Source organism: Streptomyces sp. NPDC018031 (assembly GCF_044327625.1).
Taxonomy (GTDB): domain Bacteria; phylum Actinomycetota; class Actinomycetes; order Streptomycetales; family Streptomycetaceae; genus Streptomyces.
The window spans coordinates 306,257-323,229 of the sequence record NZ_JBIRFT010000002.1 but is presented as its reverse complement, the minus strand read 5'-3'; the positions used below and the strand labels follow the sequence as shown (position 1 = coordinate 323,229).

Annotated in this window: 12 protein-coding genes and 1 pseudogene; 8 read left to right on the top strand and 5 right to left on the bottom strand. The window is 75.3% G+C overall.

The window, feature by feature from the left end:
- Positions 1-288 precede the first annotated feature (288 nt).
- Together ACH4B3_RS07720 and ACH4B3_RS07715 are read left to right on the top strand one after the other, a co-directional pair.
- Positions 289-1,263, top strand: a pseudogene (locus ACH4B3_RS07720) (helix-turn-helix domain-containing protein); the annotation flags it as partial.
- Between the two features lie 579 nt (positions 1,264-1,842).
- Positions 1,843-2,325, top strand: coding sequence for a DUF456 domain-containing protein (locus tag ACH4B3_RS07715; protein ID WP_398461845.1), 483 nt, complete (start codon positions 1,843-1,845; stop codon positions 2,323-2,325).
- Positions 2,326-2,479: 154 nt separating this feature from the next.
- Here ACH4B3_RS07715 and ACH4B3_RS07710 read toward each other — a convergent pair whose 3' ends face one another.
- From ACH4B3_RS07710 to ACH4B3_RS07695, 4 genes are all read right to left on the bottom strand, one after another.
- Positions 2,480-3,928 (bottom strand): dihydrolipoyl dehydrogenase family protein, encoded by a 1,449-nt coding sequence (locus ACH4B3_RS07710; protein ID WP_398461844.1) that lies wholly within the window; start codon positions 3,926-3,928, stop codon positions 2,480-2,482.
- Between the two features lie 108 nt (positions 3,929-4,036).
- Positions 4,037-4,639, bottom strand: coding sequence for an AAA family ATPase (locus tag ACH4B3_RS07705; protein WP_398461843.1), 603 nt, complete (start codon positions 4,637-4,639; stop codon positions 4,037-4,039).
- Between the two features lie 229 nt (positions 4,640-4,868).
- Positions 4,869-6,023, bottom strand: a complete 1,155-nt coding sequence (gene rsgA / locus ACH4B3_RS07700) for a ribosome small subunit-dependent GTPase A (protein ID WP_398461842.1) — start codon at positions 6,021-6,023, stop codon at positions 4,869-4,871.
- Positions 6,024-6,690: 667 nt separating this feature from the next.
- A complete protein-coding gene (locus tag ACH4B3_RS07695) occupies positions 6,691-7,683 on the bottom strand; it encodes a hypothetical protein (protein WP_398461841.1) in 993 nt (330 codons plus the stop codon).
- Positions 7,684-7,873: 190 nt separating this feature from the next.
- On the opposite strand from ACH4B3_RS07695, the gene ACH4B3_RS07690 reads away from it, so the two are divergent.
- On the top strand, positions 7,874-10,129 hold the full coding sequence (locus ACH4B3_RS07690; RefSeq protein WP_398461840.1) for a heavy metal translocating P-type ATPase: 2,256 nt from the start codon (positions 7,874-7,876) through the stop codon (positions 10,127-10,129).
- Positions 10,130-10,353: 224 nt separating this feature from the next.
- Here the strand turns inward: ACH4B3_RS07690 and ACH4B3_RS07685 are convergent, their stop codons facing one another.
- On the bottom strand, positions 10,354-11,556 hold the full coding sequence (locus ACH4B3_RS07685) for a YihY/virulence factor BrkB family protein (RefSeq protein WP_398461839.1): 1,203 nt from the start codon (positions 11,554-11,556) through the stop codon (positions 10,354-10,356).
- Positions 11,557-11,899: 343 nt separating this feature from the next.
- Here ACH4B3_RS07685 and ACH4B3_RS07680 point away from each other — a divergent pair, with 343 nt between their 5' ends.
- The 5 genes from ACH4B3_RS07680 (at position 11,900) to ACH4B3_RS07660 (ending at position 16,898) form a co-directional block, all read left to right on the top strand.
- Positions 11,900-13,108 carry a GAF domain-containing protein gene (locus tag ACH4B3_RS07680; protein ID WP_398461838.1) on the top strand — a complete coding sequence of 403 codons (1,209 nt, stop codon included), beginning with the start codon at positions 11,900-11,902 and terminating at the stop codon, positions 13,106-13,108.
- 13 nt (positions 13,109-13,121) lie between these two features.
- On the top strand, positions 13,122-13,664 hold the full coding sequence (locus ACH4B3_RS07675; RefSeq protein WP_398461837.1) for a GNAT family N-acetyltransferase: 543 nt from the start codon (positions 13,122-13,124) through the stop codon (positions 13,662-13,664).
- A gap of 576 nt (positions 13,665-14,240) precedes the next feature.
- Complete coding sequence (locus ACH4B3_RS07670; RefSeq protein ID WP_398461836.1) at positions 14,241-15,965, top strand: nitrite/sulfite reductase; 1,725 nt, start codon at positions 14,241-14,243, stop codon at positions 15,963-15,965.
- A 49-nt stretch (positions 15,966-16,014) separates the two neighbouring features.
- Positions 16,015-16,194: a hypothetical protein gene (locus ACH4B3_RS07665; protein WP_398461835.1), complete on the top strand. Its 180-nt coding sequence runs from the start codon at positions 16,015-16,017 to the stop codon at positions 16,192-16,194.
- The gene (locus tag ACH4B3_RS07660) at positions 16,191-16,898 is read left to right on the top strand and encodes a phosphoadenylyl-sulfate reductase (RefSeq protein WP_398461834.1); all 708 of its coding nucleotides are present in this window, start codon (positions 16,191-16,193) and stop codon (positions 16,896-16,898) included. The genes ACH4B3_RS07665 and ACH4B3_RS07660 overlap by 4 nt, the downstream gene beginning before the upstream one ends.
- Positions 16,899-16,973: the final 75 nt, after the last annotated feature.

Sequence of the window (16,973 nt, the reverse complement as noted above, 5' to 3'; positions counted from 1 at the left end):
CCGGGCCGAGGGGCCGGGACCGGGCGGCGGAGCACCCGCCGCGCGGAAAGCGGAAGCGACGCGGTCGTCCAGGGAGTCCCCGCCCGGGGCCGGCCCGGCGTCGTCCGAACCCTCTTCGTACAGCTCGCGCCACCAGTCGTGCTGGGTGCCGCGCCTCTCCCCCTGCTGGCTCATGCCCCATATTGTCCACACCGCGGACCGATCCGGAACAGAACTCGGCCGATGCCACCTGGCCGCGTGCCCGCCCACCGGTGCGAGGATGTGGCCCGACCGTGGGAGGGGTGTCACGTGCTGGGTGCCATTGGTCTGGACGACATACAGGAGTCGGCCTACCGCGCGCTGGTCGCGCTCGGTTCCGCCGACGTGACCGATCTCGCGGACCGGCTGACGCTGCCCGCGGAGGACGCCGTGCGCACCCTGCGCGACCTGGAGCGCGAGGGGCTGGCCGCGCGCTCCCCGGTGCGGCCGGGGCACTGGGTCGCGGCTCCGCCCGGGGTGGCGCTGGGCGCCCTGCTGAGCCGGCACCGCCGGCGGCTGGAGCGGGCCGAGCGGGCGGCCGTGCTGCTCGACAAGGAGTACCGCGCGGAGGGGGCCGCCGCGCCCGGGGCGCTGGAGGTGGTCACCGGCGCCGGCCCGGTGGCCCACCGGTTCGCGCAGCTCCGCTGGGGTGCCGTGGACGAGGTGTGCGCCCTGGTCGCGGGGCGCGCGGCGGATCCCTGGCCCGCGGTGGGCGGGGGCGCCGTGCAGCGGGTGGTGATCGAGCGGGACGCGCTGCTCTCCGGCCCGTCCGGCCCCGGTGGCCACGGCCCCGGGCCGGGGCCCGGGCCCCGGCTGCGCGTGGCGGAGCGGGTCCCCGCGGACCTGGTGATAGCCGACCGGACGCTCGCGATCGTGCCGCTGACCGCGCGGGCCGCCGAGCCGGCCGCCCTGGTGGTGCACGCCAGCGGCCTGCTGGAGGTGCTGCTGGCGCTGTTCGAGGCGGTGTGGGCGGAAGCGGTGCCGCTGCGGCTCGGCGGGGACTCCCGCGACTGCCCCGGGGAGGACGTGCCGGACTGTCCGGACTCCCCGCTCGGGCCGGACGGCACGGATCTGGCGATCCTGTCGCTGCTGCTCGCGGGGCTGACCGACGCCAGCACCGCCCGGCAGCTGGACCTGGGGCTGCGGACCGTGCAGCGGCGGGTGAAGCGGCTGATGGAACTGGTCGGGGTGACCACCCGGCTGCAGCTGGGCTGGCACGCCTACGAGCGCGGCTGGGTGTCCCGCCCCGACCGGGCCGGGACCGGGCCGGTGGGCGACGGCCCGCCTACCTCGGACGGACCGGACCGCGGCCCCCGCCGGGACCCGGCGCCGGCCCCGCCGGCGGAGCGCACCCCCGGGGCCGACGACGGTGCCCCCGGGCACCCCGACGACGATCGCGGGCACCGGCAGGACGGGGCTCGGCCCGATGGCGGGCCGGAGGGAGAGCCGGACCACGGGCCGGGACCCGGGCGGGCCTGGCCCGGGGAGCCGGGCCGACCCGCCGCGCCGCAGGAGCACGGCACCGCCGCGCCCGCGGAGCGCATCAGCACCCGGGCCGCCGGTCCGGGGACGGCGCCCGGGTAGCGTCCGGCCCGGCCCGGGCGGACGCTGCCGGGACCGGGGCGGGGCCCGCGGCGGGCGGCGGGCGGCCGCTGTCGGGGACGGGGGCGGGGGCCGGGGCCTCGGCGGGCGGCGGGCGGCGGGCGGCGGGCGGCGGGCGGCGGGCGGCGGGCGGCGGGCGGTCGTACCGCCTACGGCCCGGCCGCGGGCGGGGCGCGAGGAGGTCCGGAGGCGTTCCCGGGCGGCTTCCGTCAGGCTGGGGCCATGGGGACGTGGCAGTTGGTCCTGTGCGGCCTGGTCATGCTGTTCGGGCTGATCGGCGTCGTGGTACCGGGCCTGCCGGGGCCGCCCGTCGTCTGGGCGGGGGTCCTGTGGTGGTCGATGACCGAGAAGACCGTCCTCGCCTGGGGCGTGCTGGCCGGCGCCACCGCCGTGCTGCTGCTGAACCAGGCGGTGAAGTGGCTGCTGCCGGCGCGGCGGATGGGCGGTGCCGCGATCAGCCGGCGCACGTTCCTGCTGGCCGGGGCGGCCGGGATCACGGGCTTCTTCGTGATCCCGGTGCTGGGGGCGCCGCTCGGCTTCGTCGCCGCGATCTACGGCGCGGAACGCCGGCGGCTGGGCGGGCACGGGGAGGCCCGGGCCTCGACCCGGCAGGTGATGCGGACCATCGGGACGAGTGTGCTGGTCGAGTTGTGCGCCTGCCTGCTGGTGGCCGGGGCCTGGCTGGGCGCGGTGGTCGCGGCCTGACCGCGCCGCCCCGCGCCTGCGCCGCCCGGCGCACCCCGGGCGACGCCCGCCCCGACGCACCCCGGACGACTCCCCGTCGGGCCCCGGCGACTCGCGCGCCCGGCGGACCCCGGACGCCCCGCCCGCCCCGGACGCCCCGCCCGCCCGGCGGGCCTCAGGAGTCCGCGCCGTCCCGGTACTTCTCCAGCAGGCGGAGCCACACCTCGCTGATCGTGGGGTAGGCGGGAACTGCGTGCCAGAGCCGCTCCACCGGGATCTCCCCGGCGACCGCCATCGACGCGGAGTGCAGGAGTTCGCCGACCGCCGGCCCCACGAAGGTGGCGCCGAGCAGGTGCCCGCGGTCCTCGTCGACCACGATCCGGGCCTGGCCGCGGTACCCGTCGGCGTACAGTCCGGCCCCGGCCACCTGCGCCAGGTCCTGGTCCACCACCCGGATCCGGTGGCCCTGGTCCCGGGCCTGGGCGGCGGTCAGTCCGACCGAGGCGGCCTCCGGGTCGGTGAACACCACCTGGGGCACGGCGGCGTGGTCGGCGGTCGCCGAGTGCGCGCCCCACCGCCCGGTGTCCGGCGCGGGCGTGCCGCGCACCCGGGCCCCGATCGCCGCGCCCGCGATACGTGCCTGGTACTTGCCCTGGTGGGTGAGGAGCGCCCGGTGGTTGACATCCCCCGCCGCGTACAGCCAGCCGTCCGGCACCTCGGTGACCCGGCAGCTGTCGTCCACCTCCAGCCACTGCCCGGGGGTCAGGCCGACCGTCTCCAAGCCGATGTCGTCGGTGCGCGGCGCACGGCCGGTGGCGAACAGCACCTCGTCCGCCTCCAGCTCGCCGCCGCCGTCCAGGGTGAGGGTGACCGGGCCGCCGTCGGCGCCGGCGCGCCGGACGCCGGTCACCGAGGTCCCGGTACGCACCGCCACCCCGGCCTCGGTCAGGCTCCGGGCGACCAGTTCCCCGGCGAACGGCTCCATCCGGTCGAGCAGGCCCGTGCCCCGGACCAGCAGCGTCACGGCCGAGCCGAGCGCCTGCCAGACGGTGGCCATCTCGACCGCGACCACCCCGCCGCCGATGACGGCCAGCCGCCCCGGCACGGTCGGCGAGCTGGTCGCCTCCCGGCTGGTCCACGGCCGCACGGTGTCCAGGCCGGGCAGTTTCGGCAGGGCGGCCCGGCTGCCGGTGCAGACCGCGACGGCGTGCCGGGCGGTGAGCAGCCGCCGGCCGCCGTCCGGCAGGTCGACGCGGACCCGGCGCGGCCCGTCGAGCCGGCCCCGGCCGCGGACCAGTTCGATCCCGGCCGACTCCAGCCAGCTCACCTGGCCGTCGTCGTTCCAGTGGGACGCGTACGCGTCGCGGTGCGCCAGCACGTCCGGAACGTCCAGCGGGCCGTCCGCCCGTTGCCGCAGTCCGGGGACCCGGCGGGCGTCGGCCCGCGTGATGACCGGGCGGAGCAGCGCCTTGCTGGGCATGCAGGCCCAGTAGGAGCATTCACCGCCGACCAGTTCGTGCTCGACGATGACGGTGGACAGGCCGGCGGCGCGGGTGCGGTCGGCGAGGTTCTCCCCGACCGGTCCGGCGCCCAGGACGATGACGTCGCAGTCGACAGCGCTCATGCGGGCCATCCTTTCGTGGACCGGCGGACCCGGCCACAGCAGGGCGCTCCGGGTACCGCGGCCGCCGGCGGGCTCCCGTTCCCCGGTGCGGCCGCCCGTCCGCGGCGCTCAGTCGAACCGGATGTGGCGGACGCTCACCCACTGGCGGCGCAGGAACTGGGTGAGCCGCCCGTCCGAGGCGGGGACCGGGCGCAGTCCCGCGCGGCGCGCGACGTCGTCGGCGATGTCCGGCACGGTACGTCCGTCGGTCGGCACCTGGACACCGAACTCCGGTTGCCGCAGCGCCTCCAGACAGCGGTCGACCTGGGCGACGGCCCAGCTGTCACCGCCGCGCAGCAGCGGCACCACCCGGCCGCGCAGCCGCCGCAGCACCGTCTCGCGGGAGGCCAGCAGCGCGAAGTGGTGCACCGGATGCCCGGCCTCGCGCAGTGCGCCGACGGTCTCCCGGTGGTACACCGGGTCGACCACCGTCATCGGCACGATGACCGGTCCGCGCGCCTCGCGCAGCACCAGATCGATCATCTCGAAGGCACCCCGCCGCCACAGCGGCAGGTCCTGGAAGTCGCCGCGCAGCCGTCCCGGCAGCATCCGGTGGAGACCGAAGCCCAGGTGCTCGGGGTCGCACACGAAGCTGCCCGGCAGCCGCCGGTGCAGTTCGTGGGCGACCTGGGTCTTGCCCACTCCGAAGGGGCCGTTGAGCCATATCAGCATGGCCCCAGCCTAGGACCGGCGGCAGGCGTCGGCTCCGCGGTCCGGAACATCCGGAGGGCCCCGCGGATGCGGCCGGCCGCGGCGGACGCGTCCGGCGCGGCGGATGCGGCCGGCGCGGCGGATGCGGCCGGCGCGGCGGATGCGGCCGGCGCGGCGGATGCGGCCGCCGGGTGCGCGAGGGCGGGCGGCCGCCGGACCAGCGTCCGGCGGCCGTCCCCGGGCGGGGTGCTCACGGCCGCCGCACGGTCCGCCCCTTGCGCTCCATCATGTGCCGGCCCAGGGCCTGCCGTTGCTTCCACTCGCGGCGCATCTCGGCCCGGAGCCGGGCGTCGGTACGGGCGGCGAGCCGCTCGTTCTCGCGCGCCAGTTTGCGGTAACTGTCCAGCCGGCGCTCGGGCAGGGTGCCGTCGTCGACGGCGGCGAGGACCGCGCAGCCGGGCTCCTGGAGGTGGGCGCAGTCCTGGAAGCGGCACTCCCCGGCCAGCGTCTCGATCTCGGCGAACGCCTGGGCGAGCCCGCTGCCGGCGTCCCAGAGCCCGACCCCGCGCAGCCCGGGCGTGTCGATAAGGACCCCGCCCGACGGCAGGCGCAGCAGGTTCCGGGTGGTGGTGGTGTGCCGCCCCTTGCCGTCCACGTCGCGGGCTGCCTGCACGGTCTGCGCCTCCTCCCCCAGGAGCACGTTGGCCAGGGTGGACTTGCCCGCGCCCGACTGGCCGAGGAGGACCGCGGTACCGGCGGCGAGGAGGGCGGCGAGCACGTCGACGCCCTCACCGGTCGCCGCGCTGACCGCCAGCACCTCGACCCCGGGGGCCGCCGTCCGGGTGTCCGCCACCAAGTGGGCGAGGGTGACCGGGTCGGTGACCAGGTCGGACTTGGTGAGCACCACCAGCGGCTGGGCCCCGCTCTCCCAGGCCAGGGCGAGGAACCGCTCCACGCGCCCGAGGTCGAGCTCGACGGCGAGGGACAGGGCGATGACGGCGTGGTCGACGTTGGCGGCGAGGATCTGCCCCTCGGACCGCTTGGACGAGGTGGAGCGGACGAACGCGGTACGGCGCGGCAGCAGGGCCCGCACGTACCCCTGGTCGAGGTCGACGGCGGCCCAGTCGCCGGTGCACATGATGTTCAGCGGGTCACCGGTGGTGACCAGCGCGGTGTCCGCCTGTACGGTGCGCACCCCGGCGCCGGGGTGGTCGGCGCCGTCGGCGGGCCGGGGGCCCGGGCGGGCGTCGGCGACGACGAGGTCGCAGCGTCCGCGGTCGACCCGGACGATCCGGCCGGGCGCCAGCCCCGCTTCGGCGTACGGGGCGAAGGCCGCGGCGAAACCGGCGTCCCAGCCGTAACCGGAGAGCGGGTGGTGCGGAAGTGACGTGGTGGAGAGAGACAAGGGGGACCCTTCTCAGGGTGGGCCCCGGGTGCCGCGCGCGGGCGCGGCGATATGACGGAGTGTCAGCCGGGGGCCACAGGGGTGGGGTGGACGAGCTGTCGGGTCCGGGCGGTGCCCGGCGCGGTAACGGCCGTCATCGTCCTCACCTCCTGTTTCCTGTATCGGGCCCGTGCGGTGCCGCACGGTTCGGCGTGTCCGTCGGTCCGGCCGCGGGCGGCCGGTCGCGGTCCGCGGGGCGCGGACCGGAACGCGGCTCAACCTAGCCCGGTAGGCAGGGCCGCGCCACCGGTTTTGGGAGCGGGCCGGGCGCCGGCCCGCCGGGCCCGGCCCCGGGGCCGGCGGTTCCGCGCGGGCCCTGCTCCAGCCGGGCCGCCGCGGCGTGCAGCAGCACGACGGCCATTCCCCGGACGACCGGGTGCGCCGCGGCCCGCCGGACCGCTTGCCAGGTGCGGTTCACTCCGCCCTCCTTCGCCTCGTCCATCTCATCTGTCTCGGCTGTCTCGGCTGTCTCGCCCGCCTCGTCCGTCTGTCCATCTCATCCGTCTCGGCTGTCTCGCCTCTGTCACGTCTGTCTTGTCTGCCTCATCCGCCTCGGCCGTCCTGCCCGTCTCGGTCGCCTCGGGTGCCCGCGCCGCCCGCCGCCCGCCGGGGCCGGCGGCGCGCGGGGTCAGTGCCGGTGACCGCCGTCGGAGTGCTCCGGGGCCGCCGGCTTCCCGCCGGTCGCGGGCTTGGCGTCGTCCGCCGATCCGCCCACCCGCACCGTGAAGGCGGCGGTGCGCACCGTGCCCTCGTGCTGGAAGTCGAGGAACAGCCGGTAGGTGCCGGCGCTGGGGGCGGTGGCGGTGAAGGAGATGTCCGGCCCGGGGCGGGTCGAGCCGTCGCCGGGCTCGCCGTGCGGGTGCACGTGCAGGTACCCGAGGTCGCCGCCGCGCAGCGCCACCAGGTGGCCGTACGCCTCCAGGTACGGGTCGAGGTCGGTGACCGGGCGGCCGTCCTTGGCCACCTTCAGGGTCAGCTCGGATTCGGCTCCGGGGCGCAGGATGCCGTCGAGGGTGACGGTGTAGCCGTCGACGGTGGCGGTCCGGCCGGGCGCGGGCAGTTCCGCGGGCCGGTAGGCGCCGCCGACCGCCAGGTCGGCACCGAGGGTGAGGTTCTCGCCGCCCTTGACGTCGGGGGTGAAGTCGGCGAAGAGCCGGTAGTCACCCGCCCTGGGCAGTTTCACCCCGGTGCGCCAGGTGCCGTCGGCGGCGCGCGTGGGGTGCAGGTGGCGGTAGGTGGTCAGGTCCCGCGAGGAGAGGATGAGGTGCAGTTCCTTGCCGTGCTCCGTCCGGAAGGCGGTCACCGGCCGGCCCTTGCGGTCCAGGACGGTGAAGCGCAGGTCGGTGTCCTCGCCCGCGTCGATCCGGGGGGTCCGCAAGGCGAGCCGGTAGCCGTTCTCGGCGATCTGGAGGCCGCCCGGCGCGTGGGCGGCCTCGGCGGCCGCGCCGCTCCGGGAATCGGCGCCGCCCTGGTGGCCCTCGGCGCCGCCGGCCCGGTGGGCGGTGTGCGCGGCGGGCTCGCCCGAGGTCACCGGGTCGATGGCGTATCCCACGCCGTACGCGGCTCCGAACGAGACGGCGAGTCCGGCGGCGAAGGCGGTGATCTTCCCTGCGGTGTTCATGGTGCTCCCCTCCTGCAACGGCCGCCCGATGCGGCGACACCCCTTGAGTGAATACCCCCCATGGGTATCAGTCAAGTCCGGATCACCCCTTGCTTCGGATACCCGAGGGGGGTATACATGGAGAGGCAGCGGAGATACCCCCGCCAGGTATAGAATCGCTCACGAGCGGACCCCATCACGAGGAGAGGCAATGACCACCACGGTTACCGGGACGGCAGAGGTCGAGCTCGCCATCGGCGGGATGACCTGCGCCTCGTGCGCCGCTCGTATCGAGAAGAAGCTCAACCGGATGGACGGGGTCGAGGCCACCGTCAACTACGCCACCGAGAAGGCGAAGGTCACCTACCGGGACGACATCGCGGTGGACGAGCTGATCGCCACCGTGGAAGCCACCGGCTACACCGCGGCCCCGCCCGCCCCGGCGCGCTCCGCATCCTCCACCGACGGCCAGGAGCCCCCACCGGAAGCCGACGAGCTGCGGCCGCTGCGGCAACGGCTGATCACCGCGGTGGTCCTGTCCGTCCCCGTGATCGTCCTGGCGATGGTCCCGGCCTGGCAGTTCGACTACTGGCAGTGGCTCTCCCTCACCCTGGCCGCACCCGTGGTCACCTACGCCGCCTGGCCCTTCCACCGCGCCGCCTTCACCAACGCCCGGCACGGCGCGGCCACCATGGACACCCTGATCTCCGTCGGCACCGGCGCGGCGTTCCTGTGGTCGCTGTGGGCGCTGTTCTTCGGCACCGCGGGCACCCCCGGCATGACCCACGGTTTCGACCTCACGATCACCCGCACCGACGGCTCCGGCAACATCTACCTGGAAGCCGCCGCCGGCGTCACCGCCTTCATCCTCGCCGGCCGCTACTTCGAGGCCCGCTCCAAGCGACGGGCCGGAGCCGCGCTGAAGGCCCTGCTGGAACTGGGCGCCAAGGAGGTCACCGTACTGCGGGCAGGCCACGAGGTCCGTATCCCCACCGAGGAGCTGGCGGTCGGTGACCGGTTCGTGGTCCGCCCCGGCGAGAAGATCGCCACCGACGGCACGGTGGTGGAGGGCAGCTCCGCCGTCGACGCCTCCATGCTCACCGGCGAGTCCGTGCCCGTGGAGGTCACCGCCGGGGACACCGTCACCGGCGCCACCCTGAACGCCGGCGGCCGCCTGGTCGTCCAGGCCACCCGGGTCGGAGCCGACACCCAGCTCGCCCGCATGGCCAAACTGGTGGAAGACGCCCAGAACGGCAAGGCCGCCGCCCAGCGCCTGGCCGACAGGATCTCCGCCGTCTTCGTCCCCGTGGTGATCACCCTCGCCCTGGCCACCCTGGGCTTCTGGCTCGGCAACGGCGCCGGAATCGCCGCCGCCTTCACCGCCGCGGTCGCCGTCCTGATCATCGCCTGCCCGTGCGCCCTGGGCCTGGCCACCCCCACCGCCCTGATGGTCGGCACCGGCCGCGGCGCCCAGCTCGGCATCCTGATCAAGGGCCCGGAGGTCCTGGAGACCACCCGCACCGTCGACACCATCGTGCTGGACAAGACCGGCACCGTCACCACCGGCAAGATGACCCTGCTCGCCGTCCACACCGCCGAAGGCGAGGACGAGGACGAGGTACTGCGCCTGGCCGGAGCCCTGGAACACGCCTCCGAGCACCCCATCGCCCAGGCCGTCGCCACCGGCGCCGCCGCCCGGACCGGCACCCTGCCCACCCCCGAGGACTTCACCAACGTCCCCGGCCTCGGCGTCCAGGGCGTGGTGGACGGGCACGCGGTCCTCGTCGGCCGGGAGAAGCTGCTCGCCGAATGGGTGATCGAACTGCCCCCGGCACTGCGCCGCGCCGAGGAGGACGCGGAAGCCCAGGGCCGTACCGCCATCGCGGTCGCCTGGGACGGACAGGCCCGCGCCGTGCTGGAGGTCGCCGACGCCGTCAAGGACACCAGCGCCGAGGCCATCACCCGGCTGCGCGCCCTGGGCCTGACCCCCATCCTGCTCACCGGCGACAACCGGGCGGTGGCCGAAGCCGTGGCCCGCGAGGTCGGCATCGACCAGGTCATCGCCGAGGTCATGCCCCAGGACAAGGTCGACGTGGTCAAGCGGCTCCAGGCCGAGGGACGCTCGGTCGCCATGGTCGGCGACGGGGTCAACGACGCCGCCGCCCTCGCCCAGGCCGACCTCGGACTCGCCATGGGCACCGGCACCGACGCCGCCATCGAGGCCGGCGACCTCACCCTGGTCCGCGGCGACCTCCGCGCCGCCGCCGACGCCATCCGGCTGGCCCGCCGCACCCTGGCCACCATCAAGTCCAACCTCTTCTGGGCCTTCGCCTACAACGTCGCCGCCCTCCCCCTGGCCGCCAGTGGCCTGCTCAACCCCATGATCGCCGGAGCCGCGATGGCCTTCTCCTCGGTCTTCGTCGTCGGCAACAGCCTCCGGCTCCGCACCTTCCAGCCGGCGAGCTGACCGGCCGGCCGCCACGACACGAGCGGGCGGGCGGGACGGGAGTGATCCCGTCCCGCCCGCTCGTGTCGTCCGCGCTCCCCTTCTTCCGGTGCCCCGGTTCTCCCGGTGCCCCGGGGTCCCGGGCCCCGCATCCGGTACACCCGGCACCCACCGGCATCCCGGTACCCCCCGGCATATCGGTAGGTCGGTACACCGGGTAACCGGGTCCGCCGGGCGGGGCCGGGTCAGCCGCCGTCCGGGCCCTGGTCCGGGGCGCGCCGGGCGTGCAGGCGCGAGCGGACGTCCTCCGGTGGCAGGAACTGGGCCCAGCGCTCGGGGTACTCCGACGGCGGCGGGTCCGCGTCCGACCCGGCCAGGGCCCCGTCCGGGTCGTCCGGGTCCGGGAAGTCGTCCGGATCGTCGACGTAGCCGCCCCGCTCCGCCTCGCGCGCCCACGCGGCGGCCTCCGCGGCCCGGGCCTCGGCCTTCAGCCGGGCCGCGAGCTCGGCCCGGGCGGCGGCGATCGCCACCGACGGCCAGACCCGGTCGATGGCGGCGTTGACGGCGGCGCCGACCAGCACCGCGAAGGCGGAGATGCCGATCCACAGCAGCACCGCGACCGGGGCGGCCAGCGAACCGTAGATGGTGGGCCCCTCCACGGTGTGCACCAGGTAGATGCGGAGCAGGAAGCTGCCGAGCACCCACATCGTCAGGGCGATCAGCGCGCCCGGGATGTCGTCCAGCCAGGCGGAGCGCACCGGGACCGAGACGTGGTACAGGGTGGTGAGGAAGGCGATGGACAGCAGCATCACGACCGGCCAGTACAGGACCCGTACCAGCGTCCCGCTCCACGGGATGATGTCCACCATCGTCTCCGGGCCGACCACCATCAGCGGCAGCGCCATCGCCCCGATGACCAGCGCGACCAGGTAGAGCAGGAAGGCCAGCAGCCGGGTCCGGACGATGCCCCGCTGCCCTTCCAGCCCGTACATCACGGTGATGGTGTCGACGAAGACGTTGACGGCGCGTGATCCGGACCACAGGGCGATGGCGAAGCCCAGCGAGATCACATCGGGCCGGCCGCCCTCCATCACGTCGTTCAGCAGCGGCCGGGCGATCTCGTTGACGCCCCGCTCGGACAGCACGGTGCCGGACGCGTCGAGGATGTTGTCCCGGATGGTGAGCACCGTGTGGGTGTCGGTCCAGGCGTCGACGTAGCCCAGCAGCCCGATCAGGCCGAGCAGCAGCGGCGGCAGCGACAGCAGGGTGAAGAAGGCCGCCTCCGCGGCCAGCCCGGTGACCCGGTACTCCATGCAGGAGTTGACGGTGTCCTTCAGGAGCAGCCAGGCGGTCTTGCGCTTGGACGTCTTGCGGGAGAGCGCACGGGCCTTGCGGAGCCGGCCGGAGGGCCGCTCCGCTGGTTCCGCCGGAGTTTCTGCAGGCTGCACGGGATTACGTTAGCCCGGCTGCCGTAGCGGACCGGCGGCTGCTCCCGCCGCGCCGGGCCCCGGACGCCGCTTCGCCCCCGGTGCCGGGCCCGCGCGGGGTACCGCCCGGCGCCCCGCCCTCGCGCGGGTCCGGACGCGGAAGGAGCCGGCCCGCACGTCGCAGCAAGGACGCGTGGAGACCGGCTCGCATCGCGTGGCGAAGGGTGGTGCCGCGCCGACTCGGCGCCACCCCCCGCTCGCGGCCTCCACTGTCCGGCGCGGGCCGGTCTTGCCGCAAACGTTGCGCCGCGTTGCAACCGATGTCGCGGATGGCGCGCCGGAAGCGTCCGGGCGGCGGCACCATGTGTGCGTGAACCTCAGATCCAAGGAGCGGGCCATACCGCCCGTCCCGCCGGCGCGGCCGGTCATCGCCGAGTCCTGGCTGCGTGCGCTGGAGAACGGCGTCGACCCCGAGAGGGGACGGCCGGCCCGTCCGCTGACCGCGGAACAGATCGCCCGCCGGCGGCTCGGCTCGCCGCTCACCGAGCTCGTGCCCCGGCTCCGTGACGGGCTGCGGCCGGTCATCGAGGACGAGCGGCACGTCCTGGTGGTCACCGACGCCGAGGGCTGGGTGCTGTGGCAGGACGGCAGCCGGGCGGTGCGGCGCAGCGCGGAGCGGCTGGACCTGTTCGAGGGGGCGTACTGGGGTGAGGAGGCGGTGGGCACCAACGGGATCGGCACCGCGCTGGTGACCCGCCGGCCGGTGCAGGTGCACGCCGAGGAGCACTACGCGCACTCGCTGCGGGCCCTGGTGTGTGCGGCGGCGCCGCTGCACGACCCGCGGGACGGCCGGCTGCTGGGCGCGGTGAACCTGACCGGCCCGGTGGCCAGCACGCACCCCTCGACGCTGCCGCTGGTGACCGCCGTGGCGCAGGTCGCGGAGGGCGAGCTGCGGGCCCGGCACTGGTCGGCGCTGGAGCGGCTGCGCGCGGTCGCGGCGCCGGTGCTCGCCCGGCTGACCGGCACCGCGCTGGCGGTGGACGAGTCCGGCTGGCCGGTGGCCGCGACCGGGACGGCGCCGCCGGGCCGGGTGGCGCTGCCCAGGTCGCCGCGGCCCGGGCCGGTGTGGCTGCCGTCGCTCGGCCGGTGCACGCTGGAGCCGCTGCCGGGCGGCTGGCTGGTGCGGGTGGGGCCCCGGGAGCCGGCCGAGCCGAGTCGGGTGGTGCTGGACGTGAGCGGGTCCCGGTCGTGGAGCGTGAGCGTGGCGGGGCCGGCGGGCAGCTGGACCCGGGAGCTCAGCCCGCGCCACACCGAGCTGCTGCTGGTGCTGGCGCTGCACCGGGAGGGGCTGGGCGCGGCGCAGCTGGCCGGGGGGCTGTTCGGTGATCCGGCGCGCGCCGTGACGGTGCGGGCGGAGATGTCCCGGCTGCGGCGGACGCTCGGCGGGGTGCTCGCCCACCGGCCGTACCGCTATGCGGACGGTGTCGTGGTCGAGGTGGTGCGGCCGGAGCGGGCGGGCGACCTGCTGCCGTTCTCCACGGCGCCCGCCGTCCTGGCGGCGCGGCGGGCGTGATTGGCTGGGGCCCATGAGCACCACCGTGACCACCTGGTACCTGGAACAGACCGCCCCCGATGATCTCCGGCCGGCGGCGGTGCCGCCGCTGTCGGCGCGGGTGCGGATCGACCGGGCGGAGGTGCCGAGCCCGGAGTTCAGCCGTTATCTGTACGGCTCGGTCGGGGCGGACATCGCCTGGACCGACCGGCTCTCGTGGCCGGCCGAGCGCTGGCGGGAGACGGTGGAGCGGCCGGGCACCGAGACCTGGGTGGCGTACGAGCGGGGCACTCCGGCCGGCTACCTCGAACTGCAGGGGCAGCAGGACGGCGTCGTGGAGATCACCTACTTCGGGCTGCTGCCGGACTTCCGGGGCCGCCGGATCGGCGGGCACCTGCTGACCGTCGGCACGGCACGGGCCTGGGACCTGGCCGAGCGCTGGCCGGAGCGGAAGCCGACCCGCCGGGTGTGGCTGCACACGTGCAGCCTGGACGGTCCGCACGCGATGGCCAACTACGAGCGCCGCGGGTTCCGGCGGTACGACACCCGGACCGAGCCGGCGGCGACGGCGGGCTAGCTGTTCTGTCCGGGGACGCCCGGCGCTCGTCCCGCGGATGCGGTGCGGCGGCGGCCGGCGCTCGGCCCGCGGATACGGTGCGGCGGCGGCCGGCCCGCGAGCAGCGCAGGACGAAAGCCGCACGGGTGGCGGAAGCGGTCCCCGGCGCGGCGGTCGGTGACGGCCCGCCCGACCGGATCCGCCCGGTGGGCAAGACCCGTGCGGCAGTCGTGAGCAACGCCACATCATCTCGCGATGCGATACATAGGCGTCCATATTCTGGAAGACGGTGGACTGTCCCGAGACGGCCGTGCCACGCTTCCGTCATGTCCAGAGCTGGAATCTCCTTGGTGAGTCGACGTCACGTCGACCTCGGCCGTATGTCCAGCGCCATGTGTCCGGCCGGCTGATCCGTTCCAGCCACCGCACAGCCCGCCGTCCCCGCCGCCGTGGACGAGCACCCCTCCCGCTGTTCACCCCCGCTGCCCGCGACCCCCGCCACCACCCCCTGCCCGGCTACGTCTGCGCAGGTCATCAGGGATGTCGCCGGTCTCGACCTGCCGCACCGCAAGCCGCACCCGAAGGACACACACCGCCATGGCCGCCACTCCGGAACTCCCCCAGTCCTCGGCCTCGGGCGCCCGCGCCGCCGCAGCCGCGCCCCGCCGCAAGACGGGACGCCACCGCGGTGAAGGCCAGTGGGCCGTGGGCCACTTCACGCCGCTCAACGGGAACGAGCAGTTCAAGAAGGACGACGACGGTCTCAATGTGCGGACACGCATTGAGACGATCTACGCGCACCGGGGCTTCGGCTCCATCGACCCGGCCGACCTGCGGGGCCGGATGCGCTGGTGGGGCCTGTACACCCAGCGCAAGCCCGGGATCGACGGCGGCAAGACCGCGATCCTGGAGCCGGAGGAGCTGGACGACGAGTTCTTCATGCTCCGGGTCCGCGTCGACGGCGGCCGGCTGACCACCGAACAGCTGCGGGTGATCGGTGAGATCTCCCAGGAGTTCGCGCGCGGCACCGCCGACATCACCGACCGGCAGAACATCCAGTACCACTGGATCCGGATCGAGGACGTGCCGGAGATCTGGCGCCGCCTGGAGGCGGTGGGCCTGTCCACCACCGAGGCGTGCGGTGACACCCCGCGCGTCATCCTGGGCTCCCCGGTCGCCGGGATCGCCGAGGACGAGATCGTCGACGGCACCCCGGCCATCGACGAGATCCAGCGCCGGATCGTGGGCAATCCCGCCTTCTCCAACCTGCCGCGCAAGTTCAAGTCGGCGGTCTCCGGGTCCCCGCTGCTGGACGTGGCGCACGAGATCAACGACGTCGCGTTCGTCGGTGTCGAACACCCCGAGCTGGGGCCGGGCTTCGACGTGTGGGTCGGCGGCGGGCTCTCCACCAACCCCAAGATCGGTGTCCGGCTGGGCGCCTGGGTGCCGCTGGCGGACGTGCCCGACGTCTTCGAGGGCGTCATCTCCATCTTCCGCGACTACGGGTACCGGCGGCTGCGCAACCGCGCCCGGCTGAAGTTCCTGGTCGCCGACTGGGGTCCGGAGAAGTTCCGCCGGGTCCTCCAGGACGAGTACCTGAAGCGCGACCTGGCCGACGGCCCGGCCCCCGCGCAGCCGGTGGAGCGCTGGCGGGACCACGTCGGCGTGCACCGCCAGCGCGACGGCCGGTTCTACGTCGGCTTCGCCCCGCGGGTCGGCCGGGTGGACGGCGCGACCCTCACCAAGATCGCCGAGCTGGCCGAGGAGCACGGCTCGGGCCGGCTGCGCACCACGGCCGAGCAGAAGATGATCGTGCTCGACGTGGCCGAGGACCGGGTCGAATCGCTGGTCTCCGCGCTGGAGGCGATGGACCTGCGGGTCACCCCCTCGCCGTTCCGGCGCGGCACCATGGCCTGCACCGGCATCGAGTTCTGCAAGCTGGCGATCGTGGAGACCAAGGGGCGCGGCTCCTCGCTCATCGACGAACTGGAGCGCCGCCTGCCCGACTTCGACGAGCCGGTCACCATCAACATCAACGGCTGCCCCAACGCCTGCGCCCGCATCCAGGTCGCGGACATCGGCCTCAAGGGCCAGCTGGTGCTGGACGACGACGGCAACCAGGTCGAGGGCTACCAGGTGCACCTGGGCGGCGCGCTGGGCCTGGAGGCCGGGTTCGGCCGCAAGGTCCGCGGTCTGAAGGTGACCGCCGACGAACTGCCGGACTACGTCGAGCGGGTGCTCACCCGCTTCCGGGAGCAGCGCGCCGAGGGCGAGCGCTTCGCCGCCTGGGCGACCCGCGCCCCCGAGGAGGCGCTGTCATGACCGCCCACGGCGCCGGCCGCGCCCGGCGGAGCCGGACGGAGGCCGCCTCATGAGTGAGCGAGCCGCCCCCTTCTTCTGCCCGTACTGCGGCGACGAGGACCTGCGCCCGAGCGAGCAGGGCCACGGCGCCTGGGAGTGCGCGGCGTGCAATCGAGCCTTCCAGCTGAAGTTCCTGGGCCTGCTGGCCCGGGGGCTGCGGCGCGACGACGAAGCGGGAGACAGCAGATGACGACCGTTCGGGAACGCACCGGAGACGAGCTGAAGTCCCTGGCGGAGCAGGCCGGCCGGGACCTCGAGGACGCCCCGGCGCTGGAGATCGTGCGCTGGGCCGCCGACACCTTCGGCGACCGCTTCTGCGTGACCTCCTCGATGGAGGACGCCGTCGTCGCCCACCTGGCCTCGCGCGCCAGGCCCGGGGTGGACGTCGTCTTCCTCGACACCGGCTACCACTTCCCGGAGACCATCGGCACCCGGGACGCGGTCGCGGCCGTGATGGACGTCAACGTGATCACCCTCATGCCGCGGCTGACCGTCGCGGAGCAGGACGCCGAGTTCGGGCCGCGGCTGCACGACCGGGACCCGGACCGGTGCTGCGCGATGCGGAAGGTCGAGCCGCTGCGGGAGGGGCTGGCCGGGTACGACGCCTGGGCCACCGGACTGCGCCGCGACGAGTCCGCCACCCGCGCCGGCACCCCGGTGGTCGGCTGGGACGCCCGCCGCGGCAAGGTGAAGGTCTCCCCCATCGCCCGCTGGACGCAGGCCGACGTGGACGCCTACGTCGCCGAGCACGGCGTGCTGACCAACCCGCTGCTGACGGACGGCTACGCCTCGGTGGGGTGCGCCCCGTGCACCCGCCGGGTGCTGGCGGGCGAGGACGCGCGGGCCGGCCGCTGGGCGGGCCGGGCGAAGACGGAGTGCGGGCTGCACGGATGACCACGGACACACGACCGCGGACCGGCGGCGAAGGAAACGACCGGGCCACCGGCACGGCGAGGACGGGAAGCGACA

Bases quoted from the DNA above. Each gene is read 5' to 3' on its own strand.
- ACH4B3_RS07715 (WP_398461845.1), top strand. From the start codon at position 1,843: ATGGGGACGTGGCAGTTGGTCCTGTGCGGCCTGGTCATGCTGTTCGGG.
- ACH4B3_RS07710 (WP_398461844.1), bottom strand. From the start codon at position 3,928: ATGAGCGCTGTCGACTGCGACGTCATCGTCCTGGGCGCCGGACCGGTC.
- ACH4B3_RS07705 (WP_398461843.1), bottom strand. From the start codon at position 4,639: ATGCTGATATGGCTCAACGGCCCCTTCGGAGTGGGCAAGACCCAGGTC.
- ACH4B3_RS07695 (WP_398461841.1), bottom strand. From the start codon at position 7,683: ATGAACACCGCAGGGAAGATCACCGCCTTCGCCGCCGGACTCGCCGTC.
- ACH4B3_RS07690 (WP_398461840.1), top strand. From the start codon at position 7,874: ATGACCACCACGGTTACCGGGACGGCAGAGGTCGAGCTCGCCATCGGC.
- ACH4B3_RS07675 (WP_398461837.1), top strand. From the start codon at position 13,122: ATGAGCACCACCGTGACCACCTGGTACCTGGAACAGACCGCCCCCGAT.
- ACH4B3_RS07670 (WP_398461836.1), top strand. From the start codon at position 14,241: ATGGCCGCCACTCCGGAACTCCCCCAGTCCTCGGCCTCGGGCGCCCGC.
- ACH4B3_RS07665 (WP_398461835.1), top strand. From the start codon at position 16,015: ATGAGTGAGCGAGCCGCCCCCTTCTTCTGCCCGTACTGCGGCGACGAG.
- ACH4B3_RS07660 (WP_398461834.1), top strand. From the start codon at position 16,191: ATGACGACCGTTCGGGAACGCACCGGAGACGAGCTGAAGTCCCTGGCG.